Source organism: Hymenobacter algoricola (genome assembly GCF_039539525.1).
GTDB lineage: Bacteria > Bacteroidota > Bacteroidia > Cytophagales > Hymenobacteraceae > Hymenobacter > Hymenobacter algoricola.
This window is the reverse complement of sequence record NZ_BAABDH010000041.1, coordinates 100,254-124,639: the sequence shown is the minus strand read 5'-3', so window position 1 is coordinate 124,639 and position 24,386 is coordinate 100,254. Positions and strand designations below refer to the sequence as shown.

Here is a 24,386-nt window from a genome sequence, read left to right as displayed (position 1 = left end):
CGCTCAGGAAAGCCGTTTGCGGATCTTCTCCAGCAGGCTGCTCACGATAATCAGGTCATCAGCGTCCTGAATCAGCAGCTGGGTATTAATGCCAGGACCACTGATGTGAATTGAGTAGCTGGTTGCGGAGCTACTGGGTAAGAAGGGCGTTGTCGGTGGACCTGAATATGTCTCTGATACAACAGCAGAAGAGTTCACCGCTACTCCAGTTGAAGGCACGGCTTCAGCTGGAGTAGCGGTAGTGCTAGCGCTTATTAAAGCGCTTGGCGGGGATGGGTCCGCAGAGTCTTCCATGTCGTCAGTATCGAGCCCGAAGAGGCTGGATACGGCGTCTCTGCCACGGACGGGAAGTATAATAGCCGGTCCTCGGTTAGTACTAGGCTGCACATCCTCTGAAAGAGTATCTGGGGCCGTTGCAGAACTGGTACCCACGGTTGGGTTGTTTGTACCGGGTGGTGCCGCCGTCGTTTGCTTGAACAAGTTGGCAGGTAGCTCTACACTGGCCAGCTCCCGCCGCGGGCCGGTCTGAGCGGCTAATAAGTCAATATCCGCGATGATATTTCGCTCGTCGATGATGCCCACCATGCGCGCCCCGTCCACGAAGGCCTTGGCAACATTCTGGGCATTGATCTCCTCCACTCCGAACTCCCGGATTAGCATCACGTCAAACATATGGACGGGAAGCTCCCGGTTACGGAACTTACGGCAGATCTGGGTGAAGAGTGGAGGATGCAAAAAAGCCTCCCGATGGTAAATCTTCTCTTCCTGCTTGTCATAGGCGTGTTTGATACGCCGGAACAAGTTCGTCGTGGTCAACAACTCCCGCTTGCTGGTGACTAACCCAAACTTGACTGCGGAACCAATGATGGCTTTGAAGGAGCCGCTGACCTTACGGCTCAGCTTACGGGCACAGGTCTCAATGGCACACTTGCCACCAGTATCATCAACGACTTCAGCAATCTCCCAGGCGCTTAAATAAGTGGTACGAGGGTAGTCAATGGTCTTAGGCATGGCAAAGGCAGAAGCAAACAGGAAACACAAGTATAAGACATAAAAGTATAAAAAAGTAGTATAAAGTATAAAAAAGTAATACTTTTTCAGGCTTTTTTATACTTTTTTATACTTTGCCTGAATGGCGATTATACATAGAAGTACTTATTCAGAATAATACCAACCTACCATAAAGAGGAAGGGGCGGGCGGAGGGGAGCGTTTGAGCGGGCTCTATTGATCAGATAAGAGCCCCAGTGAGACTTTCACTGAATACAGGTGCCGATGATGGATAGAAAAGTCCGTCGCCGGTAAAGCAAGCTGAACCGGCAGGAGCAAGGCGTCTCGGAAAGTATATCGCCGAGGTGAGCGTGAACCAAGGGCTAGCAAGACCCGCAGAAAAACAAAGTGGTGCTGACCGGCGTAGTCACGCACTTGCAGCATCTCGGTAGCGCGGCCAGCTACCACAGTGCACTGGTTTGGTACGGGATGCTGCAAGTGTGGTCAAGTGGTGGCACGATTGCGGGGTCTGCGCTCATACAACCTCCTCAGGAACGTCCATTACTGAAGCTGCTACTATAGGCTTTGTCGTTTTGAATCGTGAGATCCCATGAAAGTAAAAAACGTGGCCTGTTCATGAACCACCAGCTGAACTGAATTCGCTCAACGCTTGGCCGATTCACCGGCCCAGCCAGAGCATCCATTCCAGAAAGCGACCTTGCCCTGCGGTGACGAACCAGCAGATTAACCGTGGATACAAACGGATACAATAGGTCCTGGCTGACCGAATCATCCAGTGGTGTAACCAACCCAATAACTGGCCACAGATACATCAAAAACCAAAATCATCTTTGTCTTATAATTTATATTATGTTAAGTAATGATTTGAAAACAATGCCCGAACACTATTTCCGCGTCCGGGCATTGCCTACACCTCTACCCTTATTAAGAAATAGAGCTGCTTATTTTTTCAGTGCTTCCAACTTCGTGTTCATACGCTCAGCATCCGCCGGACGACCTAACCGCACGTACACTTTCTGCAGTGATGATATAACCGCCCGATCGTTTGGCTGAAGTTGCAAAGCCTTCTCAAAGTAAGGCAGAGAATCCTGGAAATACTTCTTACCATCCGTCTCAAACTTCTTGCCCGACTTCTGGTACGTTGCCAGGTCCATCTTGCTGGCTTTGGTGTACAGATCAGCCGCCTTGTTGTAGTTGTATACTCCAAGATTAAACTGAGCGTCAAAGTTGTTCGGATCTACTTCAACGGCCTTTTTGTAGGCGCCCAGAGCCTTCTCCTGCTGCTTGCCCTGGTCGTAGAGCGAGCCTAATACAGCATATAGATTCCCGTTGGTCGGATCTGCCGCGATGGCCTTTTCCAGCTTTCCAATCGCCTCCGGACCGCGCCCGGAGCTCAGATACATGTTCAGCTCTTCGAGCATGAAGGCTTTGTTGTTGGGATACGCCACCAGGGCTTGCTGCACCACTTTCATGGCCTCAGCGTCGTTCTTTTCCTGCCGGGCAATCTGCAGCAAACGGCTGTACAGTGCGGGCGACTTATAATTCATCGCCAGCAATTTGCTGTACGTATCCTTGGCTACCGTAAAATCCTGCTTGGCTTCGGCCGCATACGCCGCATACAGATAAGCCGTGGTGTCCTGCGGCCGAATCTGCTGGGCCATCTGATACGAGGCCAAGGCTTCGTCGTAGTTCTTGCCGTTGTAGCTTTCTACTCCGGCATTAAGGGCCAGGCCGTACAGATTACCGAGCTTTTGCACGGCCTGCTTGCCAAATTCACCATCCTTGGTATCCAGCTCAACAGTTTTGGTATACGACTCATACGCCACCTTGGTGCCTTCGCCGGGCTTGAGGGCTTTGCCGAAGATCGGGTTGGCCGTCAGCTGCTCGTAGATTTCGCCGCGGGTATACCACGTTTTGGCTTTACCGGAGGTTTTGGCGTTCAGAATAGCGCCATCAATATCCGTACGGGCTTTATCCAGCAGGCCTTGCCGCTGATTCAGAATAGCGCTGGTGACGGCCGAAGTCTGGGCCGAAGCAGTATGCAGCGCCGCAGCAGCTACAAGCGTCAGAAAAATCTTCTTCATGGGTTTTGCCGAAGAATGGAACGAGGGTGAGAGAAAGGAAATATTTGAACAAACGGCTGGTATCAGCACTAGGTTCAGCTGCGGATACCTCCGAAAAGAAGCCTGGCAGACGTTCAGACGCCGTATTCCAAATCGAATACCGTGCCTGAAAGCCCCCAGGCTCCGTATTACCGCGGTTTAGTTGCTGCTCAGCGAGTCCGGGTCAGTAAGGGAAGCCAAATCAGTATCGGCCGTTGGCACCGGGCCCGGCTCCTGCCCGTCAGCGCTGCCGGTGAGGACCGCATCGAGTTCAGCGTCTTCCAGTTCCTTATCGTCGGCGGCCACCTTGGCTACCGACGAAATTTCGTCGCCGGCACTGATTTTCAGCAACCGAACGCCCTGGGTGGCACGGCCGATGGTGCGCAAGTCGCTCATTCGCAGACGGATGGTGATGCCCGACTTGTTGATAATCATCAGGTCATCCGAGTCCTGCACATCCTTAATGGTTACCAGGGCCCCGGTTTTGTCGGTTATTTTCATGGCGCGCACCCCCTTACCACCCCGATTGGTAACGCGGTACTCGTCGAGCGCGCTGCGCTTCCCGTAGCCGTTTTCCGAAACCACCAGCAATTCCTGCGACTCCGGATCCGAGATGCAGACCATGCCGACGACCCGGTCGTTTTCGTCGGCCAGGGTAATGCCGCGCACGCCGGCGGCGTTGCGGCCCATGGAGCGCACCTTGCCCTCGGGGAAGCGGACTGCCCGACCCGAGCGCAGGGCCACCACAATCTCGCTGCTGCCATTGGTGAGCTGCACGTCGAGCAGCCGGTCGCCTTCGTTGATGGTAATGGCATTGATACCCGCCGTGCGAGGCCGCGAATAGGCTTCCAGCGGAGTTTTCTTCACCGTGCCCTGCTCGGTGCAGAACATCAGGAAGGTGTTTTCCAGATAGTCCGGGTCGCGCAGGCCGCGCACATTCAGGACCGAGCGGACCGAATCCTCGCGCGGAATCTCAATCAGGTTCTGAATTGGCCGGCCCTTGGTGTTCTTCCCTCCTTCCGGAACTTCGTACACTTTCAGCCAGAACACCCGGCCCAGCTCGGTGAAAAAGAGCAGGTACTCGTGGGTGGTAGCCACAAACAGGTGCTCGGTAAAGTCGTCCTGCTTGGAAGCGGCGCCCTTCGCTCCTACCCCGCCGCGGGCCTGCGAACGGTACTCGTCCAGGGCGGTACGCTTGATGTAGCCTTCGCGGGAGATGGTGATGACCATGCTCTCGTCGGCAATCATGTCCTCCATCGAGAAGTCGCCGCCGGCGTATTCGATCATGGTGCGGCGCTTGTCGCCGTACCGCTCCCGAATCTCGAGCAGCTCGTCCTTGATGATCTGGCGCTGCAGCACGTCGGAGGCCAGCACGGCCTTCAGGTGGTCTATGAGGCGCATCAGCTCCTCGTACTCCTGCACGATCTTATCCCGCTCCAGGCCGGTGAGGCGCTGCAGCCGCATGTCCAGAATGGCGCGGGCCTGCACCTCGCTCAGGGCGAAGCGCTCGATGAGCTGGGCCCGGGCGGCGTCGCCGTCGCGGGAAGCGCGGATGAGCTTGATGACCTCGTCCAGATGGTCGAGGGCAATGAGCAGGCCTTCCAGGATGTGGGCCCGCTTCTGGGCTTCGGCCAGCTCGTAGCGCGTCCGACGAATAATGACGTCGGCACGGTGCTCCACGAAGTAGTGGATCAGCTCCTTGAGGTTGAGCGTCATCGGGCGGCCTTTGACCAGGCACACGTTGTTGACGCCGAACGAGGACTGCAGCTGGGTGTAGCGGTACAGGTTGTTGAGCACCACGTTGGGCATGGCGTCGCGCTTCAGATCGTAGACGATGCGCATGCCGTCGCGGTCGGACTCGTCGCGCAGGTCGGAAATGCCTTCGATCTTCTTGTCGTTGATCAGGGCCGCCGTCTTCTCGATCATCGAGGCCTTGTTCACCATGTAGGGAATTTCGGTGATGATGATCTGCTCCTTGCCGCTGGGCAGGGTTTCGTAGTGGGCCTTGGCCCGCATCACCACCCGGCCGCGGCCGGTTTCGAAGGCCTGCTTGACTCCCTCGTAGCCGTAGATGGTGCCGCCGGTCGGAAAGTCCGGCGCCGTGACGTGCTCCATGAGCTCGGCAATGGTGATGTCCTCGTTGTCGAGGTAGGCAATAATGCCATCCACCACTTCCGTCAGGTTGTGCGGGGCCATGTTGGTAGCCATGCCCACGGCAATACCCGTTGTGCCGTTGACCAGCAGGTTGGGAAACTTGGCGGGCATCACGCTGGGCTCTTCCAGCGAATCGTCGAAGTTAGGCTGAAAGTCCACCGTGTCCTTGTCCAGGTCGCCGAGCATCTCGTCGGCCAGGCGCTTGAGGCGGGCTTCGGTGTAACGCATGGCGGCCGGCGAGTCGCCGTCGATGGAGCCAAAGTTGCCCTGGCCGTCGACGAGCGGGTAGCGCAGGCTCCAGTCCTGGGCCATGCGCACCATGGTGTCGTAGACCGAGGAGTCGCCGTGGGGATGGTACTTGCCCAGCACCTCACCCACGATACGGGCACTCTTTTTATAGGATTTGTTGTAGGACACGCCCAGATCCGACATGCCGTAGAGCACGCGGCGGTGCACGGGCTTCAGGCCGTCGCGCACATCAGGCAGAGCCCGGGAGATGATAACCGACATCGAGTAATCGATGTAGGCGCCGCGCATCTCGTCTTCAATGTTAATCGGAATGATTTTTTCGCCTTCCGCCATAGGGAAATCTTAGTCAGCCGGAGGCCCTTTACGGGGCATTTCCGACACCGGTGAGTGAGTACTAGGTGAAGCCCGCAAGATACGAAAAAAGGCCTGTTTGGCCTAATCGCGCCTACTTCTTCCCCTTGCTTTTATCGGCCTTGTGGGTGCCGGATTTGGGGGTATGGACCTTAATTTTTTCACCCACCGCCGGGCTCTGCTTTTTCCACAGCGGCTGGCCCCGGTACTTGTTTCCGTTGTGGGTATGCACCTTGCGGGTGTGGCACGAAACCATGGGGCAGGTCCGGCATGAGGCCACCAGCAGCAACACCAGCAGCGGCAGCAGCAGCCGGGAAGTCAGGAAACGAATGTTCATGGGGTAAAAGTAAGCACTTGACAGTTGGGGCCGGCACATTCCCGCCCACCGGCCAGCGGTGCCACCGGCCCGCGCCGCGCCGCGAAGGAAGCTTCTTAGCCCAGCAGCTCAGCCACGTCCCGGCCGTCCCACTCGCGCAGGAACTGCGCTAAAAAGGCTTCCATGAACTGGTGGCGCTCCTCGGCCAGCCGGCGGGCGGCGGGCGTGTGCAGCCGCTGGCGCAGGTGCAGCAGCTTTTCGTAAAAATGGTTGATCGTAGGCGCTGAGTTCTGCTTATAGCTTTCGAAAGATTCGTGCTGAACGGGCGGCACGGCCGGGTCGTGCAGCGGGCGGCCCTTGTGCCCGCCGTAGGCAAAGGCCCGGGCCACCCCGATAGCGCCGATGGCTTCGAGCCGGTCGGCATCCTGCACGGCTTCGCCCTCGGGCGTACTCATGGGCGTGGGCACGCCCAGCCCCTTGAAGGAAATTTCCCGGATGATGGTTTCGACCCGCTGCACCACGGCTTCGTCCACCCCCAGGCCGGTGAGCCAGGCGCGGGCCGCGCGGGGACCAGCTTCTTCGTCGCCGGCGTGAAATTTCCAGTCGGCCACGTCGTGCAGCAGGGCACCCAGCTCCGTGACCAGCGGGTCGGCCCGGGGCAGCGTGGCGGCAATAGCGCGGCTGGTCTGCCACACCCGGCGGATGTGGTCCCAGTCGTGGCCGGAGCCTTCCCCCAGAAACTTCTCCCGGATAAAGTCCGCGGTCTGGGTGATGATGGCTGCGGGACTCAGGTGATTCGGTGGCATACGATACGGTATGAGGAAGTTGCCGCCCCGACTCTGCGGGGCGGCAACCCGGTCAAAGCGCTGGTCGGGGCACAGCGGCGTTAGTCAATCAGCGGAGCCCGCTGAAACTCCTTGCTGCGGTCGAACAAGTAGCGGAAGGTGGCGTGGGTACGCCAGACTTTGCTGCCGATCAGCTCGGCCACGCGCATCATTTTGGGGTTGAAGTCGCCCACCCAGTTCAGCACAAAGTCTTCGTAGCTCACCTTGGTGCTGTCCTGCAGGGTGTTGGCCACGGCCAGGATAAAGGCGATTTCGAGGCCCCGACGCTGGTGGGCGGGCACAATGCCGAAGGCCACGCCGGTGAGCGTGCGCACGGCCCCGCGCCAGCGGTGCCAGGCAAAGGTGAGCTTACCCCACCAGTTCAGGCTGCCATTCACGTAGCGAAACAGCTCGTTGAGCTCGGGCAGGCCAATAAAAAACCCAACGGCTTCACCCCGGTGGTAGCTAAACCAGCACACCCGCTCGTCGATGATGGGGCGCAGCTTGCGCATGATGGTAGCCGACTGCTCGGGCGTCATTTCCTTCACGCCGTCGTGCTTCACCCAGGCCTTGTTGTAGACCTGACGGAAGTCCTCGGTGTACTTGGCCAGGTTATTCAGCCGCAGGTGCTCGAAGCTGTACTCGGGATTTTGCAGCAGCGCGGCCGCCCGGGTGTGAAAGCCGGGGGAAAGCGGGGTGGCAATCTTGCGGAAGTAGGTGTACTGGTTGAAGTAGAGCTGGAAGCCATAGGTTTCGAGCAGGCGCCGGTAGTAGGGCGGATTGTAGTTCTGCCCGTAGAGCGGGGCGCCGAAGTTGTCGAGCAGCAGGCCCCACCACTGGTCCCGGTCGCCAAAGTTGATGGGACCGTCCATGGCCTCGATTCCCCGCGCCATCAGCCAGGCGCGGCAGCCGTCGAACAGGGCGGTGGCCGCGAGCTGGTCGTCGAGGCACTCAAAAAAGCCGACTCCGCCGGTGGGCTGCTCAAAGGTGCGGGCCGTGCGCTCATTGATAAACGCGGCGACCCGGCCCAGCGTCTGCCCGGCCTCGTCGAGCAGCAGCCAGCGCGTGAGCTCCCCGTGGTGAAAGTATTTGTTTTGCCGGGGGTCGAATACCTGGGTTATGTCCTTGTCCAGCGGCCGGATATACTGAGGGTCGTTCTGGTAGAGGCGCACCGGAAATTCCAGAAATTCACGGGCCTGCGCCGGGGTTAGCACTTCCTGCAACTGCATAGATGAGCGGGACGGATGAAATAATGCGCCGGGGCCAACAGCAGCCTGACCGGACCAAGGTACGCACTCCCCCCCATTCCCGGGCCGGCAACCCCTAAAATTCGGCCTGCTGCCTTCCCCCACGGCAGCCGCGGTTGACTTTGGCGGGGGCAATGCTTATATTGAGAAAGAGGCTCGCCGGACCAGGCTCCCACCCGCTGACATGCCTGCTCCTGCTGTTTGCCCGGTATGCTCTGCCCCGTTACCCGCACCGCTTTCCCCATTTTTTCTTGCCCCACAACCATGGTCTGGCTAAGAAACTACGTGCGTGCTGCCGGCCGCCTGGTCGCTGGCACCTGTTGCGGCCTGCTGATGGCCGCAGCCCCGCCGCCGACCGGCTTTGCGGGGCTGCCCCGCCCCGGCACCGAAGCCGTACGGACCCTGCGGACCCTGCTCGACACGGCAGCCCTGGGCCCGGTGGCCACCTACCAGCACCTGGGCCTGCAGGCCGGCGCCGGCGTCCACCTCTTCTACGCTTCTACCGGCTATGAGCCCGTCTGGACCCAGCCTGCGGGCTGGACGGCCGCTGCCACCGAAGCCCTGGGCTGGCTGGCCCGGGCCGCCGACTACGGCCTGCCGCCGGCCGAATACGACTGGCAACCGCTGCAGGCGCTGCCCGACACGCTCCGGCTCCTGCAAGCTGACCGGCTCGGGCCCCGGCTGGGCCTGTTTGAGCTGCAGCTCACCGATGCGCTGCTGCGCTACACCACCCATTTGCAGCGGGGGCGGCTGCTCAGCACTACCCTGGCACCAGCCCCGCTGGCAACGACCAGCCTGACGGCCGCCGACCAACTACGCCAGGCCCTGGATACGGGCACGCTGGCTGACTTCCGGGCGGCGTGCCAGCCCACCAGCCGGGCCTACCAGCAGCTGCTGCTCGCCTGGCAGGCCACGCTGGCCGCCGCCTGTCCGGAAGACTCGGCCCGGCTGCTGAGCGGGGAGCAGGCCCTGTTCCGCCGGGTAGCCATCAACCTGGAGCGTCTGCGCTGGGAAGCAGCCCCGGATTCGGAGTACGCCATGGTCAATATTCCGGCGTACCGGCTCGCGCTGGTGCGCAACGGGCGGGTGGTGCAGACCCACCGGGTAGTGGTCGGGGCGCCGGCTATGCCCACTCCCACCCTGAACAGCCGCATTATCGTGTTTATAACCTCCCCGGAGTGGCGGGTGCCCTACAGCATTGCGGTGAATGAGCTGCTGCCCAAAATCCAGCGCGACCCCGGCTTTCTGGCCGACCACCACTATGAGCTTCGAAACGCGGCCAACGAGCGGGTAAACCCCTGGCGGGTACGCTGGCGCCACGTCACTCCGCAGACGTTTCCCTACACCATCCGCCAGACGGCCGGTCGCACCAACGCCCTGGGTAAAGTAGTGTTTTACTTCCCCAACCGCCACACCGTTTTCCTGCACGATACGCCCGTGCGCAGCGTCTTCGCCCGGCCCGACCGAGCCCTGAGCCACGGCTGCGTGCGGGTCGAAAACCCCTTGCTGCTGGCCGACTACCTGCTGCGCCGGGAAGGTACCGCAGCCACCCTGCGCCCCGCCCTCACCGGCCCGGCCCGCCACGAAAAGCACCGCTTCGACCTGCGCCGCGGACTGCCCCTGCACTTCCGCTACTACACCTGCGGCGGCGAAAAGGGGCAGCTCCGCTCCTACCCGGATATCTACGACAAGGACCCGGCCCTGCTGCGGGCCTTCTTCGCCCGGCCCTGAGCCAGCGGCTACTGGCAGCAAGGCCGACCGGGGCCGAACAATTCCGGGGCCCGGCGTCCGTTCATTCGATATTCTGCCGTTCCTTTGTGGTTTCCATTCCAACGACCTCATGAAAGGCAAAACCCTTTTTGCGGCCACGCTGCTGCTGGCCGGCAGCCTGCTCGGCGCCTGCGGCAGCAAGTCGGCCGAGACGGCCGCCCCGCCCGCGCCGGCGGCTAAAGCGGCGGCGGCCGTTTACGAGTGCCCGATGCGCTGCGCAGGCAGTACCAGTGCCAAGCCCGGCACTTGCCCGGTATGCGGCATGAAGCTCGAGAAAAAGAGCTGAGTGCCCAGCGCGGCCTTAATCCTTAATAAAGTAGTCCGGGCGCTGGCACCAACCCCGCATTTTTTTGTTTACTTAGTTGAATGACTGCCCGGTTAGCGGCCGGACAGTCTCCCTTTTCGCTTTACCCTTTGTTTTATGTCGCACGAAGTAGCCAATCTGACCCTTGCCGAAGCTACCAGCCACGCTCCGTTCGTGGATTTTGCCCGCTGCGTAGATGCCAGCAGCCGCCCGGCCAACCATACTGGCGACTGGCCGGTGGAAGGCCAGCTCTACCCCGTGCGCGTGGTCGAGTCGCACCTGGAAGGCATGCCGCTGGTGCACGTGCTGGGCTTCGAGGCCGAGGCCCCATACTTCAACGCGTATGCCCCCCACCGCTTCGAGCTGCTGCACACCGTCTGGCTTAACTAACCCGATTTCGCAACCCAGCATAAAAGCGGCTACCCTACACGGGGTAGCCGCTTTTTTGGGTCCTCCGATGCGGTTGCGCCCCATTTGGGCCTTACTCCACGGTGGCCGTCTGCAAGCGGCGCAGCAGGCCCGCGACTTCGGGCCGGTCATAGTCGGCCATGCCCTCGTGGCGCACGATGATTTCCCCGGCCGGCGAGATGATGAAAGTGGTGGGAATAGACCCGGACTCAAACACGGCGGGCAACGGCCCGGCCAGCAAGTACACGGGCATGGTAAAGCCGCGCCGGGCTACGAAGCGGCGCGCCTTGTCGGGATTCTGATCCAGGGAAAGCAGGACAAACGCCACGTTGGGCGCGGTTTTAAGCTGCTCCGACAGGCGCTGAATTCCGGGCATCTCGGCCACGCAGGGCGGGCACCACGTGGCCCATAGGTTCAGAAACACCACTTTGCCCCGCAGCGCCTGCAGCGTGGTCAGGCGCCCGTCCAGCGTGCGCAGGGCCAGGCTGTAGTCGGCTTTGGCCGGGGCCACCGGGGCCGATAGCCGGGGCACAAACAACCCCGTCGCCAGCAGCAAACGTTGCGCCCCACCGATTACTTCCGAGTGCAGCCCCGATGCGTAGAGCAGCAATGGCACCAGAATGTAGGCCGCGGAGCGGGCCCAGGCAGGCCATTTCAGCGCAATTGATTTCATAAGAAAGACAGGGCAAGCCGCCTGACCAGCGGCGGGACTCCCGCCGGCCAATATACGCCGGACGAAACCAACTGTGCCGACCAGGCAGCTGGCCCCGCTACGCCGGGGTCGATGGTGCAGGCGCCCGGAGGGTCGGCCCCCATGCCGAAGATCAGCAGAATGGCCGGGGCCGGGGCTTCAAACAGCCGGTAATACCGCAACTTCGTGCTCACGCAGAAACGAGGCCGGCGCCCGTTGTAGTGCTGCGGGCTGCGCCGCTCCCGAATGGGCAAGCAGGGCATAGAGTCCCCGCATAACGTCGCGTTGGAGAGTTTCCGGCCCGGGCCGCCTGTCCGCCCTGACTGGGGAACTGGCGCGAAGACAGGGGCTGAGTAGCAGGCCGCGCGGGAGCCTACTCCGGCATTGGCGCGGGGCAAGGACTGAGTTACTTACGCTGTAGCAGCCCCCGGGAGGCAACCTTTAGCCGCTGCCCCTACTCCTTGGCAAACTGACAACCCTTGCCGCTCACGTTATTATGCCGCTTCGCTCCAGTAGTCACTTTCTGTTGTTCTCATTTTTTCTCCTGCTCCAAAGCCCCGTAGCGGCACAGTCCCTGCTGCTCGAAGGCCAGGTGCGGGACCAGGTCAGCCAGGCACCCGTGCCCTTTGCCACGCTGGGAATTCAGCAGCAGCCCCTGGGTTCGGTAGCCGATGCCCAGGGGCGCTTCCACTTCCGGGTACCCACGACCCTGCTGGCCAGCGGCGCGGTGCAGCTGGTCGTGTCCTGCGTGGGGTTTACGCCGGCCGCGGTACCGGTAGCGGCTTTCCGGGCGGGCCCGCAAACCGTGCAGCTGCGGGCGGCGGCGGTGGAGCTGGGTGACGTGACGGTCCGGCCGGGCAACGTGACCACCAAAACCTTTGGCCGTACCGGGGCCTCTGCCTTCATGGTCGCCAGGATGTATACCGAGCCAGCCCTGGAGCAGGATGAGCTGGGCAAGGAGCAGGGCACCATCCTTGACCTGGACCCGGACTGTCGGCTGCGGGAGCTGCGCTTTCACGTGGCTTTCAACCGATTTCAGCGGGTGCGGTTTCGCCTGAACCTGTACGCCGTGCAGGCCGGGCGGCCCGCCGCGCCTGTGCCCCATCCGGATATTCTCTTTGAGGTAACGCAGCCCCGCGGCTGGGTGAGCGTGGACCTGACCCCGTACCGGATTCTGCTCCAGAATCATCGGCAGGTGGCCGTTACGCTGCAGTGGCTGCAGAGCGAGGCGGCCCCGGGTACCCCGAAAGCTTTTGGCCTCTCCGCCGTGCCGACCCCGGGACACGCCATTCTGTTTCGCGACAAAAGCCAGGCCCCCTGGCGGGAGGTGCGGCCCGGCCACCTGAGTTTGTTTCTTACCGCCGACTCGTACCGCGGCGCCGCACCCCGCCGCTCAGCACCGACCCCGGCCACCTACGCGGTGCCCGACAGCCTGAAGTACCTGCAGTTTGTCGAGCACCCTCAGCCCGCCCCCCCGGATTCGCACCACTACGGCGACAGTGCCGCCGCGGGCCACTACGTGCCGGTACGGGGTGCCCGGCTGTATTATGAAGAGTACGGCCAGGGTGCGCCGCTGCTGCTGCTGCACGGCAACGGGCAATCGGTGGCGGCCTTTGAGCGGCAGCTGGCGCCGCTGGCCCGTCATTTCCGCGTTATTGCCGTCGATACCCGGGCTCAGGGGAAAAGCCGGGATTTTACGACCGGGCCGCTTTCGTATGATCTGTTTGCCGCCGATGCGTGGCAGCTGCTGCAGGCCCTGCACCTCGAGCGGGCCAGCGTGCTGGGCTGGAGCGACGGAGCCAATACCGCCCTGCAGCTGGCGCTGGCCCACCCGGCCGCCGTCGACCGGCTGGTGCTGATGGCCCCCAACCTGTTTCCTACCGAGCAGGCGCTGGCCCCGGGCGTGCTGGCGGGCCTGCGCGAGCAGCTCCTAAGCCTGCCTGCCCGACCCGACACCAGCGCCCGGCAGCAGGCCCGGCTGGTACAGCTGCTGCTTGAGGAGCCGCGGCTGAGTTTTACCGAGCTAGCCGCCATTACGGCGCCCACGCTGGTGCTGGCCGGGCAGTACGACCTGATTCGCGAAACCCACACCCGCGCTATTGCCCGACACATCCGGGGCGCCCGGCTGGCAATTTTTCCCGGAGCCTCACACAATGCGCCCCAGGAAATCCCTGCCCTCTTCAACCAAACGGTACTCGACTTTCTGCTCACGCCCTAAGCAGCCGGCCCAGCCCGTCGCACCCGCCCCCCTTCCGGATAAGGCCCGCACCCCGGCGCTACAGGGCCTTGCCGGGCTTGAGCTGGTCGGCAAAAGCCCGACGGAACTTGTCGACTTTGGGCTGGGAGACGTGCTGAATGTAGCCGCTTTCGGGGTGCAGGCGCATGTAGCCCTGGTGGTAGGCCTCCGCGGGCCAGAACTGCGTGAAGGCCGTCACCTGCGTCACGATGGGCGCCGCGTAGTGCCGGGTGGCGTTGATGCGCTGGATGGTCGTTTCCAGCAGCTGCTTTTCCTGCGCGCTGCGGTAGAATGCCACCGAGCGGTACTGCGGGCCGGTGTCGGGGCCCTGGTAGTTGAGCTGGGTGGGGTCGTGGGCCCCCAGAAAAAACACCTCCAGCAGCGTCTGGTAGCTGACCTGCCGGGGGTCGTAGTACACCTGCACCGACTCGGCGTGGCCGGTTTTTTCGCCCCCAATCTGCTCGTAAGTCGGATTTTTTACCGTGCCGCCGGCGTAGCCCGCTACCACTTCGCGCACGCCGCGCAGCTCCTCAAAGGTTTCCTCGCAGCTCCAGAAGCAGCCCCCCCCGAAGGTAGCCACGGCCAGGCCGCTCAGATTCTTGGGGGCCGCGCCGGCCGTGGGGCGCGTCGGCGTCTGGGCTGAGGCCGCCAGGTTGGCAGCAGCCAGCAGCACCAGGGCCGCCAGGTTCATTCTAAAAGAGGACATGAGCGAAGCAAGTAAGACGAAAAAAAGGCCGGAGCGGCCTACTGGGCCGCCCCCGTAAACTTAACCCCGAAGCCAGCAAAAAGTCACGCGCCGCGGGGTTTTTACCGGCTCCGGGGCACGTGACCAGCTCCGCAGACACCTGCCGCCCAGGATTGGCGGACCACTCCGTGGCCGGCCTTAGAGCCGGCTGCGGGCCGGGCGGGCGCGGTGGGTTTGGGGAATGAGACGGCCCAGCCAGGTGCGGTGGCGCCGCGGATGGCCGCGGCAGATTTTGTAGTTGGGCCGGTGCACGTAAAGGGGCCCCTTCATTTTGGGCCGGGCGCAGGCGCTGGGCCGGGCCGCGGTGGCGGCGGTGCTCAACACCAGCAGCAGGATACCCAACAAAAGCAGGATTCCGGTTTTCATCAGCGGGCAAAGTTGGTACGGGAAAAGAACTGCGGCGGGGGCCGAAATAGTGTGCCGGGACCTGCGGCGCAGTTGGGGCGGGTCGGGCAGCCGTGTATATTGAGCTTTTATCCCCCGCCTGTTCCGCGCCCCTATGCCCTCTTCTTTCGTCCCGGCCGACTCCGTGGCCGCTCTTACCGCCCAGCTGCAGGCTGAGCGCCGCCTGCGCGAGCGGGCCGAAGCCGAGGTATCCGGGCTCAAAAAGCAGCTGGTCGAAACCCAGCTCAACGCCCAGCGCTACTCCACCCGCCTCTCGGCCCTGGTCCAGAACCTGCGCATGGGGCTGCTACTCGTGGACGACAGCGGCCAGGTGGAGTTGGTCAACCAGCGCTTCCTGGAGCTGTTTGGGCTCGAAGACCAGGCTGCCGGGCTGCCGCGCGCCATGGGCCTGAGCGTGGCGGCCCGGATGCAGCACCACTTCCCCGATCCGGCCGCGCACCTGGCGCGGGCCGCCGCAATTCGTCAGGCCGGGCGCACGGTGCTCAACGAGGAGCTCGTGCTGGTCGACGGCCGGGTGCTGGAGCGCGACTACCTGGTGCTCGACAACGCCATGGCCGGGCGGCTGGTGTGCTACCGCGACGTGACCAGCCGCCACGCCCGCGAGGCGCAGCTGCACACGGCCTCCCTGATTTCGGAGCAGAGCCCCAACCCGATTCTGCGCCTCACCACGGCCGGGCAGCTGCTCTACGCCAATCCCGCGGCCCGGCCCGTGGTGCAGCAGCTGGAGGATCCGGCCGGGGCGGCCCTGCAGCGCCAGCTGCTGCAGCTGGTCACCACTGCCCTGCGCACGGCGGCCCCCCAGCAGCAGGAAATCGGCGTCGGCGCCCGCTACTTCCTGCTCACCGCGGCCCCCGTGCCGGCCGCCGGCTACGCCACCCTGTACCTGGTCGACATTACCGCCCGGCGGCAGGTGGAGCAGCAGTTTGCCGAGCAGCGCGAGTTCTACGAAACCATTCTGGAGGAGCTGCCGGTGGCCATTTCCGTCTTCGATGCCCAGCACCGCTACCTGTTCGTGAATCCCAGCGTGATTACCGATGAGCCCACCCGGGAGTGGATGATTGGCCAAACCAACTTTGCGGTGTGCGCCTACCGGGGCCGGCCGCTGGCACTGGCCCAGCAGCGGCAGGCCATGTTTGAGCAGGCCGTGCGCGCGCGGCAGGATGTGCGCTGGGAGGAAACCATTGCAACCGGCCCCGGCTCTATTCACATGCTGCGCCGCTTCCGCCCGCTGTTCCACCCCGACGGCACGCTGCGCATGGTGGTGGCCTACGGCGTGGATACGACCGAGCAGCACCGCGCCGAGCTGCAGCTGGCCGAGCAGCGCGAGTTCTACGAAACCATTCTCAACAACCTCTCGGCCGATATTTCGGTGCTTGATGCCCGGCACCGCTACCTGTTCGTAAACCCGGTCAGCGTCAAGAACCCCGAGATTCGCGCCTGGCTGATTGGGAAAGATGATTTTGAGTATTGCGCCTACCGGCAGCGGCCGGTGGCCCTGGCCCGGCAGCGGCGGCAGATGTTTGAGCAGGCCGTGCAGCAGCGCGAGGAGATTCAGTGGGAAGAAACGCTGGAGTCTGCCGCCGGCCCGCGCCGGGTGCTGCGCCGCCTGGCCCCGATTTTCGGCCCCGATGCCAGCCTGCGCCTGGTGGTGAGCCTGGGCCTCGACATCACCGACCGCTACCTGGCCGAGGAGCGGCAGCGGCAGAGCGAGGCCGAGGTGCAGGCCCAGCAGGAGTTCATCCGCCAGATCGTCGACACCTCGCCCAACTTCCTGTACGTGGCCGACAAAAATGGTACGCCCATCTTTACCAACGCCAGCTTCGAGCTGCTGCTGCAGGGCAGCCGCCACGCCCAGCTGGGGCCCGACGACGACGATACGCCCGAAGCCGCCGAGGTACGCCAGCTCAACGAGTGGCACGCCCGGGTAATGGCCACCGGGCAGGAGCTGTCCACCGAAATGCCCTTCACCCTGGCCGATGGCCAGGTGCGGCAGCTACAGGTGGTGAAGCGCCCCCTGGTGCGCCCCCACGGCACGCTGGAAGTGCTGACCGTCTGCACCGACATCACCGAGCTGAAGCGGGCCAAGCGCGAAGCCGAAGCCGCCGCCCGGGCCCGGGAAAACTTCCTGGCCAACATGAGCCACGAGATTCGTACGCCCATGAATGGCGTGCTGGGCATGGCCGGCCTGCTGGCCCGCACCCAGCTCAGTGCCCGCCAGCAGGAGTTCGTGACCATCATCCGCAACTCGGGCACGCACCTGCTGGGTGTGCTCAACGATGTGCTCGACGTGGCCAAAATCACCTCTGGCAAGCTGGAGCTCGAGCACATTGCCTTCGATTTAAACCAGGTCCTGCACCGCCTGGGCCAGACGCTGACGTTTCAGGCGGCCGGCAAGGGCCTGGGGTTTCGGCTGGAGTTGCTGCCGCTGGATCAGCCCATTGTGCTCAGCGACCCGCAGCGGTTGCAGCAGGTGCTGCTGAACCTGCTCAGCAACAGCCTCAAGTTTACCGAAAAAGGCCACATTGTGCTGGCCGGCACGCTGCTGCGCGAAACCCCGACCAGCCTGACCATCGGCTTCCGCGTCAGCGACACGGGCATGGGCGTGACCCCGGACAAGCAGGAAACCATTTTCTCAACCTTCTCCCAGGCCTACGCCGATACCACCCGCCGCTTTGGCGGCACCGGCCTGGGCCTGTCCATCAGCAGCAGCCTGGTCGAGCAGCTGGGGGGCCACCTGGTCTTGTGCAGCGTACCGGACCAGGGCAGCTCGTTTGGCTTTACGCTGACCTTCCCCAAAGCCGCCGCCGCCGCCGCCATTCCCCCCGCCCAGCCCCCGGCCGATGCCGACGCCGTGCGCGGCCGGCGCGTGCTGCTGGTGGAGGACCACGACGTGAACCGGCAGCTGGCGCAGCTGGTTCTGGAAAGCTACGCCGTGCAGGTCGATACGGCCGCGGATGGCGCCACGGCGCTGGCCCTGTTCGAGCAGCACCCGTACGACCTGGTGCTGATGGATATTCAGATGCCGGGCATGAGCGGCCTGGAAGCCACCGCCCACATCCGCCGCTGCCCCGACCCGGCCCGGGCCCGCACTCCCATCATTGCCCTGACGGCCAACGCCTTCCGGGCCGACAACGAGCGGTACCTGGCCGCCGGCCTCGACGACTGCCTGGCCAAACCCTTCGAAGCAGCCGAGCTGCTCAGCCGGATGGTGGCCCTGCTTGCGCCCGTGGCCCCGCTGTTCGACCTGGCGGGGCTGCACCGCATGGCCCACGGCAGCCCCGATTTTGTGCCCCGTATCCTGACCTCCTTTCTCACCCACACCCCCGCCCTTATTGAGGAGCTGGCCGAAGCTGCGGCCACCGCGCAATGGCCGCGGGCCGCCGGGGCCGCTCACAAGCTGAAGCCCTCCCTGAAGCTGCTGCAGGTTTCCCGGGTGCTGCCCGCCCTGGCGACGCTCGAAGATGAGCAGGCTCCCGAAGCCGCCCGGCAGCGAGCCGCCCAGCTGCTGCTGCTGACTTTGCCCGACCTGCTCACGCAGCTGGCCGCCGGCCTGCGCCCCGACTGATCTGCGGTTTTTGGTCGACCCCGGGGCTTCTGCCAAAGGCGGGCGGGCCACTTCCTCGGCGGGTCAGCCGTTAAGGAGCCCCAGCGCACTAGCCCGCCGGAATCAGGGATGGGTGACGCTGCCGGGCTCCGGGCCCGGCTGGGGCGACCGGCTGGTTCCGTGGCACTGCGCCGCCAGCGTGCGGTGGTGGGCCGCCACGCGCTGCACGGCCAGCTCAAACCGCTCGTAGTCGAAGGGCTTGACCAAATAATCCGTTACCCGCAGCTCGTAGGCTTCCCAGGCAAAGTTTTCGTGGGCGGTGGTGAGGACCACCTGCGGGGGCTCGGGCAGCAGCCGCAGCATATCCAGCCCGTTCAGGTCGGGCATCTCCACGTCCAGAAACAGCACGTCGACGCGCCGGCCCGTGCTGAAAAACTGCAGGCCCTCCACACTTCCCGACAGGGACACGACGATCTGCAGGCTGCCGTTGAGGCGAATAAAGTGCTCCAGCGACAGGCGGTTGATTTCATCATCGTCCAGAATGGCGCAGGTCAGCGGGGAAGTCCCGGCCGCGTAATTATTTACCATAACCCGAGAAGAAGCAAGCTAAAACCTTGTTCAAAGGCCCGGGTGAAATAGCTGGCTTTACCAAGCAGTCTTGCCACGGGCCACCCCAAAAGGCAGAGTGTAAATATATAGGAATAATGAAAACTAAACTTCCCCCAGCCCTTGACATTCCGCCGGCCGCGCGCCCGGCAGCAGCCGGCCCGTAAGACCAGGTTATTGTTCTGCGCCGGCCCGTGGTGGCCGGGTGGTTAAGCCGTGGGGAGTTTGCGAAAGCCGCCCGAAAACTGCACCTTAAGCCGATGGATGAGCTGCAGCACTATATCGACACTCCAGGCCTCTGCATTGCTTACGATCCGGCCAATCAGTGGCTCTATGTGGAATGGAAGGGGGAGCACGACGAGGCGTCCGCGCTGCGGGGCGGCTACGAAGTACTGCGCTGCCTGCAGCTGCGTCCCTGCGCCAAAATCCTCAACGACAACAGCCAGGTCACAACCAACTGGGAAAAGGCCGCCCGCTGGGTGGGCGAGTACTACTACGACCAGCTGGCCCAGCGCGGCGTGGAGTACGTCGCCTGGGTGTATCCGGTGCACTGGGCCGTGCGCAACTCCATGGATACGGCCATGAAGTTTGTGACCCGCCCGCTGGTGGTCACCTTCGATGATCTGGCCACGGCCTACGGCTGGCTGCAGCATGTTGCGCCGCCCGGGGCCGGCTAAAGGCTGGGCATAGTCAGCTGAATGGCGGAAACCAGGCCCGCGCGGTCAAGCTGCTGCCGCTTCTGGGGGTGGGCGCCCAGGTAGCAGTCGGCTACGTAGGCGGCGGCCAGGGCGGTACCCAGGCTTTTCCAGGTAGTACGCAGCAATTCCATCCGCCAGGGCGCCTGCCCCAGCGCGGCACTGATGGCGATGATAAGGCGGTCGGAAGCACTGCGCTCAAGCTTGGCCGACACCGGTAAGTCGTGGCTTTTCATACCCTGCTTTTTTACTGTGGAGCCAAACGTACGAAATCCGCCCCGCGGCCGGATTGCCCCATGGGGCCCGGCATTATTTCGTGGGAGCATTTATTTTATTTTTAAAGTATAATATTTAATAAAATAAATATAAATTAAGAACTGTATAAAAAACGGCTATTGCCTTGCCAGCTTGTTGCGGGCCTTGGCCATTTACCCTTCGGTGTTTGCCCACGATCTACTATCTGCTCCCACACTACTGAGGCTGGACGCATTGCCTTGCATCAGCCATCCTAGCTGAATTCAGGTCAGCCGGCCTCCGGTATACTCTACCCCAAGCAAGGTATGGCAGTCGGCAACAGAACTAAGTAAGCTTGCAAGCAACTAGCCGAATAGCTAGTTGCCCCCTGCTCTGCATCAATGTTTCAACCTGATACCTCACCCTTCATTGTATGGATTCAACAGCCCTTTGCTCGCTGATGCGCACAATCACTTTTCTGCTGTGCCTGATCCTGGTGCCCTCCTGTAACAATACGTCGGAAGACCCCGACCCCGATTCTACAACTGACACCACGGCGCTAAAAACAATCAAGTCCCAACATGCCCCGTATGAGCTAGTGTTGTTGAGGTCGCCTAAAAGTATACTGGGAACCCAGCCGCTGGAGGGCACCATTAATGAAATCAAGGTCCAGATAACGCCCAAGGACACGTTGGCCTGCTTCATGCTGCCCGGTTTGACAAACGGCCCCTACACCCTCCGGCTTACCGCGAACAACACGGTTTACACAGTGCCCGTGGTTGTGGTAGCTGTTGCCAACCTGCAGAGCCCAGAAACCTACTTTACGGCGGCTGAAACGCAGATGCTGCGCAACTTCACGCAAATCAATACGCACGCCGATGCCTTGATCCAAGACGGGGGCTTGCCCGCCGATTACCTGCCCCTCAAACAGGATGTGCTGCAGCAGGCAGCGCTGCTGAGCGAGTACAAGACCCGCTTCCAGAATCTGTCAGCAGCCGATAAGCAGGAATTTGCGCGTGCTATGGCCGCCAACGCGGCAGTAGACGCCGAATTTGAAAGCCTGACCGCCGCCTTCACCACCAGCGCCACCGCGCTACGCAGCACCCAGGCAGTGTCCGACTACGAGGCCGGGGTAGAGGTGAGCATGGGCCATTTCATCACAACGGCCATATTTACAGCCGGGCATATTCCGCTTATTTTGATGGGCGCCAAGCTGTTAGTAGCCGCCCCCAACCCTGGGGTGCTCCTGGCCCTGGCCCTAACCGTAGGCAGCTTCGAGGTACATCTGCTGCAGCTCTATTCGATTACCGGCATCCTGCTCAGCAAGGCGTTGAAGCCCTACGAAGGACTTGACCTGAACCAGACTGTCTTCCAGCTGGGCCAGGAACTTGACGTGGCGGTTACGGCCAAATACCGCACTTTCTTCCAAGGCGATGAAGCGACGTTTCCCGGTGGTTCGCTGCTAAATGCCGGTATGGCACAATTCACTTCGTTTCGATCATCCTTTAACGAAATTGTCAATGCGCTACCCCAGACATTGCGGCCGAGCACCAGGTTTAAAGAGTTACGCACCCAGTACTCGACCAGTGTGCGCAACGTGTTCAATCGGTACCTGCGCGTCAGCAACGTGAGCAACCCCAACGTAACGCTCACCCAGCTTAACCAAGCCGACGGTGGCATTCGCCTACGGGCTACTACCAGCGCCACCACCAACCAACCCTTCAGCTACGACCTCACCTACACTAACGGTAAATTTTCCAATGGCCTGACCAAGCGGGTAACCACCCAGCTGATTGCCAGCCCATGCAGCACCGGCACAGTTACCGCTCCGGTCATCAACGGCACTCAGGTAGTATGCAATGCCAATAATATAGTGAGCATTCAGATTGCCTTTACGGCGAACGGTCCGGGCATTTTGCCCAGTGGTGGGTCTTTATATTGTGACCCGACCCAAACGTGCTACCCGGTTCGGTTGTATTTCCTGAGCCCCGGTGCACCTGCCTACAGCATAGCATACAACGGCTATTCCGCTTCTTTACTATCCGGCACTGTCAATCAGGGCGTGGTAGAAATCAGGTTTATATCCTGCCGTCCCAATATGTCAGCCAGGGCGTCTATGGATGCTACGTACCCTAATTATCTGTGGAAAGTAGAGCTGATGAACATGTGTAATCAACGCTCAGCGCAGCAGAGTATTTAGGGAGTGTTTGCAGTTGAGGCCAGGTTAAGTCCACAATCAGGCAACAGGTGGCAAAGTAGTTAGCAGCGTGTTTGTCAAACCGGGTTACCACGGCCCGGAACCGTTTTAAGCCGTTAGTGGCTTGTTCAATAGGGTCACGCTCTTTGCAGATTTCGGTATCGTGGGCGACGGGATGAGGCGGTTTTTCTTGCTAGGAATCACGGCCGTGGCCCTGGCTTGCTGGATTTGATTCCGTGCGTAGGCGGCCTCATATGCCCTGTCAGCCAAGACGAAACGCTCGGTGGGCAAATCACCCCACGACACCCCACAACGCGCCCGCCAGAGCACTGCCTCAACGAACATATCTTTGGCCGTCTTGCCCGGCGACCACTCCTGGCCCGGCAGCGGCAGCGCAAGCTGGGCCCACGGCGTAGCCGTCAAAGATCCTCCCTGTTTCGCGTTGCAGACCACCGATTGGCCTGAACGCAAAAAACCCGGAAAACCGCTTCTGCGACGCGAGAAGCCATTTTCCGGGTGCTCCGGGTACGATAACAAGAGCCTCCTGCCGGGATCGGAACAAGGTTTTCAATCGTCTATTTATCAAGTTATTGTAATTTCACACCTTCGAATGGGCATGGTTTTAGGCGGGTTTGCGTGTGGAAACGCCTTTTTCCACCGGCCTTCCCCGCTGGCGCTGCAGGGTGCGGACCGGCTCAGCCCGTCCCGTCAAGGCGGCCCCGAACAGCACCCAGTTCACGTCGGCGGCCGGGTACTGGCGTAGTAGGTTGTAGAGCATCCGCTGGTTGCAGTGATTCTTGCCCGACTCGATGTTACTCAACAGCGAGGGGTGGGCGGCGATGGCGTCCAGGAATTCGCGGAACGTACTGAAGACACCTACTTCGAAGAGTCGGTGTACCTCGGCCACGAAGCGTCGGTCCATGGCCTCCTGGTCGAACTCGGGCAGCTTACCAGCTAGGGGCGCAAGCGAAGTGGTAGTGCTCATGCGGTACGGGAAAGCAGACGGTCTTTTTCGCGCTGAAACTCGGCGTCGCTCAGCGCGCCGGCCTCACGCAGGCCCTGTAGCTTGCTGAGTTCGTCGGCCACGGACCTGGGCACCGCGGCGGCGCGCGCGACGACCGCCTGCGGCTTATCGTTCGACATAGCCCAGACCAGTGCCCCAATCCAGCCCAGCACCGTCCAGCCGAGCAGCAGATTCAGGATGGTGATGGAATTGCTCTGCCGGTGATTCCGTCCCAGAATAGCTGGCAAAAAATACAGGAACAGAATAATGAGCATCCCGACGATACCACCTGGTGCGCCGCTCAAACCACCGATGAGTAATACTGAAGCCATATTATTAGATTTTATGAGGAGGCAGCAATGAAAAACACCGTGGGCTGAACCGATTACTTAGGATTATTCCCAACGGGCCTCCCCTTCATTTCCTGCATGAAGGCCAGTAGCTCATCTACGTCGGCGCGAGTGCGCATTAATTCGTCGTTCACGTCGTAGCGCGGGTTCACGAACTGCCGGCTCAACTTGGCCACGGCTACCCAGACTTCACGGACAGAGGCTCCGTCCAGGAACTGCACGGGGAAGGCCGGATTGTCGGAGTGCAGGGTCAACTCCCCGCGCTCGGTGAGTCGGTTCTGCAGGCGCTTCACCAGCAGGGAGTCTTCGGATACCACGACGTACACGAAGCCATCGCGAATATCTCGGTCCCAGCGCTCCACATAGCGGCAAATCACCCAGTCCCGGTCGTAGAGCGTGCTGGTCATGGATTCGCCGCTCACTTGAAACGCCCGGAAGCTGCCGTTGCGGTAGGCTGGATCGGGCAGCGATAAGCTCGGTAGCTTGCTGATGAATTCCCGCTCCAAAAAACCACCGGCCACATAGCCGGCTGCGGCCCGGCTGTTGACCAGCTCAATGTTCTCATTATTATGGCTGTCCACCTGCACAGTCACGACCCGCACATTCTTGCCATAGGGCGCGGCTGGCTCCTCCATTGCGACAGAAGCGTCTTCCTTAGCAAGGAAAGGGCTCGGCAGTTCTTCACGCAACATAGACCCCTCCCCTTCCCCGCTGATCAGCCATGCCGGATTTACGAGAGGGTAGGCTGCTAAAATCTTAGTCAGCACGTCAAAGCTCGGCTTGTTCTGCCGGCCGCCGATAATATCTGCGAGGGCCCCAGTGCTCAAGGTGATGGCACGGGCGAAAGCGGACTTATTGCCTCCCTCCATCTTGTCAATCAGGGCATTAACGCGCTGATGGATGGACATTACTTGGCCTTCTTCTCGCATTTAAGAAATATTTCTC

The 24,386-nt window shown here is 61.8% G+C and carries 21 protein-coding genes; 7 read left to right on the top strand and 14 right to left on the bottom strand.

Going from position 1 to position 24,386, the window contains the following annotated elements:
- Window positions 1–3: 3 nt before the first annotated feature.
- The 6 genes from ABD842_RS13085 to ABD842_RS13060 form a co-directional block, all read right to left on the bottom strand.
- A complete protein-coding gene (locus ABD842_RS13085) occupies window positions 4–1,011 on the bottom strand; it encodes a hypothetical protein (RefSeq protein WP_345114577.1) in 1,008 nt (335 codons plus the stop codon).
- 940 nt (window positions 1,012–1,951) lie between these two features.
- Window positions 1,952–3,094, bottom strand: coding sequence for a tetratricopeptide repeat protein (locus ABD842_RS13080; protein WP_345114574.1), 1,143 nt, complete (start codon window positions 3,092–3,094; stop codon window positions 1,952–1,954).
- 177 nt (window positions 3,095–3,271) lie between these two features.
- Complete coding sequence (gyrA, locus tag ABD842_RS13075) at window positions 3,272–5,848, bottom strand: DNA gyrase subunit A (RefSeq protein WP_345114571.1); 2,577 nt, start codon at window positions 5,846–5,848, stop codon at window positions 3,272–3,274.
- A 112-nt stretch (window positions 5,849–5,960) separates the two neighbouring features.
- Window positions 5,961–6,203, bottom strand: a complete 243-nt coding sequence (locus tag ABD842_RS13070) for a hypothetical protein (protein ID WP_345114568.1) — start codon at window positions 6,201–6,203, stop codon at window positions 5,961–5,963.
- A 95-nt stretch (window positions 6,204–6,298) separates the two neighbouring features.
- Complete coding sequence (locus ABD842_RS13065; protein ID WP_345114566.1) at window positions 6,299–6,988, bottom strand: HD domain-containing protein; 690 nt, start codon at window positions 6,986–6,988, stop codon at window positions 6,299–6,301.
- Between the two features lie 80 nt (window positions 6,989–7,068).
- The gene (locus ABD842_RS13060) at window positions 7,069–8,235 is read right to left on the bottom strand and encodes a hypothetical protein (protein WP_345114564.1); all 1,167 of its coding nucleotides are present in this window, start codon (window positions 8,233–8,235) and stop codon (window positions 7,069–7,071) included.
- Window positions 8,236–8,517: 282 nt separating this feature from the next.
- Here ABD842_RS13060 and ABD842_RS13055 point away from each other — a divergent pair, with 282 nt between their 5' ends.
- The 3 genes from ABD842_RS13055 to ABD842_RS13045 all read left to right on the top strand — a co-directional run bounded on the left by ABD842_RS13055 (window position 8,518) and on the right by ABD842_RS13045 (window position 10,717).
- Window positions 8,518–9,984, top strand: a complete 1,467-nt coding sequence (locus ABD842_RS13055; protein WP_345114561.1) for a L,D-transpeptidase family protein — start codon at window positions 8,518–8,520, stop codon at window positions 9,982–9,984.
- Window positions 9,985–10,093: 109 nt separating this feature from the next.
- The gene (locus ABD842_RS13050; protein WP_345114556.1) at window positions 10,094–10,309 is read left to right on the top strand and encodes a heavy metal-binding domain-containing protein; all 216 of its coding nucleotides are present in this window, start codon (window positions 10,094–10,096) and stop codon (window positions 10,307–10,309) included.
- 135 nt (window positions 10,310–10,444) lie between these two features.
- Window positions 10,445–10,717: a hypothetical protein gene (locus tag ABD842_RS13045; protein ID WP_345114553.1), complete on the top strand. Its 273-nt coding sequence runs from the start codon at window positions 10,445–10,447 to the stop codon at window positions 10,715–10,717.
- A gap of 91 nt (window positions 10,718–10,808) precedes the next feature.
- On the opposite strand, the gene ABD842_RS13040 is transcribed toward ABD842_RS13045, so the two are convergent.
- Window positions 10,809–11,408: a TlpA family protein disulfide reductase gene (locus tag ABD842_RS13040; RefSeq protein WP_345114550.1), complete on the bottom strand. Its 600-nt coding sequence runs from the start codon at window positions 11,406–11,408 to the stop codon at window positions 10,809–10,811.
- Window positions 11,409–11,922: 514 nt separating this feature from the next.
- On the opposite strand from ABD842_RS13040, the gene ABD842_RS13035 reads away from it, so the two are divergent.
- Entirely contained in the window at window positions 11,923–13,644 is a 1,722-nt protein-coding gene (locus tag ABD842_RS13035; protein ID WP_345114544.1) for an alpha/beta fold hydrolase, read from the top strand.
- A 58-nt stretch (window positions 13,645–13,702) separates the two neighbouring features.
- Here ABD842_RS13035 and msrA read toward each other — a convergent pair whose 3' ends face one another.
- Window positions 13,703–14,368 carry a peptide-methionine (S)-S-oxide reductase MsrA gene (gene msrA / locus ABD842_RS13030; protein WP_345114541.1) on the bottom strand — a complete coding sequence of 222 codons (666 nt, stop codon included), beginning with the start codon at window positions 14,366–14,368 and terminating at the stop codon, window positions 13,703–13,705.
- A 177-nt stretch (window positions 14,369–14,545) separates the two neighbouring features.
- Window positions 14,546–14,773: a hypothetical protein gene (locus ABD842_RS13025; RefSeq protein ID WP_345114538.1), complete on the bottom strand. Its 228-nt coding sequence runs from the start codon at window positions 14,771–14,773 to the stop codon at window positions 14,546–14,548.
- A 133-nt stretch (window positions 14,774–14,906) separates the two neighbouring features.
- Between ABD842_RS13025 and ABD842_RS13020 the strand changes: the two genes are divergently transcribed.
- Window positions 14,907–18,377, top strand: coding sequence for a PAS domain-containing protein (locus tag ABD842_RS13020; RefSeq protein WP_345114535.1), 3,471 nt, complete (start codon window positions 14,907–14,909; stop codon window positions 18,375–18,377).
- A 102-nt stretch (window positions 18,378–18,479) separates the two neighbouring features.
- Here the strand turns inward: ABD842_RS13020 and ABD842_RS13015 are convergent, their stop codons facing one another.
- Complete coding sequence (locus ABD842_RS13015; protein ID WP_345114533.1) at window positions 18,480–18,944, bottom strand: LytR/AlgR family response regulator transcription factor; 465 nt, start codon at window positions 18,942–18,944, stop codon at window positions 18,480–18,482.
- A 278-nt stretch (window positions 18,945–19,222) separates the two neighbouring features.
- On the opposite strand from ABD842_RS13015, the gene ABD842_RS13010 reads away from it, so the two are divergent.
- Window positions 19,223–19,639: a hypothetical protein gene (locus ABD842_RS13010; protein ID WP_345114530.1), complete on the top strand. Its 417-nt coding sequence runs from the start codon at window positions 19,223–19,225 to the stop codon at window positions 19,637–19,639.
- Here the strand turns inward: ABD842_RS13010 and ABD842_RS13005 are convergent.
- Entirely contained in the window at window positions 19,636–19,893 is a 258-nt protein-coding gene (locus tag ABD842_RS13005; RefSeq protein WP_345114528.1) for a hypothetical protein, read from the bottom strand. The two genes, ABD842_RS13010 and ABD842_RS13005, sit on opposite strands and share 4 nt — an antisense overlap.
- A 431-nt stretch (window positions 19,894–20,324) precedes the next feature.
- Here ABD842_RS13005 and ABD842_RS13000 point away from each other — a divergent pair, with 431 nt between their 5' ends.
- Window positions 20,325–22,091, top strand: a complete 1,767-nt coding sequence (locus ABD842_RS13000; RefSeq protein ID WP_345114526.1) for a hypothetical protein — start codon at window positions 20,325–20,327, stop codon at window positions 22,089–22,091.
- A 619-nt stretch (window positions 22,092–22,710) separates the two neighbouring features.
- Here the strand turns inward: ABD842_RS13000 and ABD842_RS12990 are convergent.
- The 3 genes from ABD842_RS12990 to ABD842_RS12980 are packed head-to-tail and all read right to left on the bottom strand — an operon-like array spanning window position 22,711 to window position 24,349.
- The gene (locus ABD842_RS12990) at window positions 22,711–23,073 is read right to left on the bottom strand and encodes a hypothetical protein (protein ID WP_345114524.1); all 363 of its coding nucleotides are present in this window, start codon (window positions 23,071–23,073) and stop codon (window positions 22,711–22,713) included.
- Complete coding sequence (locus ABD842_RS12985) at window positions 23,070–23,423, bottom strand: superinfection immunity protein (protein WP_345114522.1); 354 nt, start codon at window positions 23,421–23,423, stop codon at window positions 23,070–23,072. Before ABD842_RS12985 ends, ABD842_RS12990 begins: the two co-directional genes overlap by 4 nt.
- Before the next feature lie 53 nt (window positions 23,424–23,476).
- Window positions 23,477–24,349 carry a S24 family peptidase gene (locus tag ABD842_RS12980; protein WP_345114520.1) on the bottom strand — a complete coding sequence of 291 codons (873 nt, stop codon included), beginning with the start codon at window positions 24,347–24,349 and terminating at the stop codon, window positions 23,477–23,479.
- Window positions 24,350–24,386: the final 37 nt, after the last annotated feature.